Raw genomic sequence first — 300 nt, forward strand, 5'->3', positions numbered from 1 at the left:
AACAAACAGTTCTGCACGTGGGCAAAGAAATGTGTATAAAAAACAGCAGACAGAACCAGTACAAGATGGGCAAAGTTTTCAAGGATGTAGTCGAAGGTCGCCCAGGCGCCCTGCTCTTTGGCCCGTGCGGCTTTTTCGGCCGAGCTGACCGTGCCGATCAGCTTGACCCCAAGCGCCCTGCCCCACTGGCAAGCGAAGGAACCAACCCCGCCGGCGGCGGCATGAAACAGAATGGTTTCGCCGCCCTGCAGCTGTCTCTTATACACATCTGACGATGCCGCCGACGCTCCACGAGTTCTT

The 300-nt window shown here is 56.7% G+C and carries 1 protein-coding gene; it reads right to left on the reverse strand.

What is annotated here, in order from left to right; genetic code table 11:
- The coding region (locus ACQ4LH_RS21615) for a zinc-binding dehydrogenase (RefSeq protein WP_430699001.1) at positions 1-300 on the reverse strand (300 nt) is incomplete at both ends.

Source organism: Pseudomonas peli (genome assembly GCF_050563605.1).
In the GTDB taxonomy this organism is placed as follows: domain Bacteria; phylum Pseudomonadota; class Gammaproteobacteria; order Pseudomonadales; family Pseudomonadaceae; genus Aquipseudomonas; species Aquipseudomonas peli_A.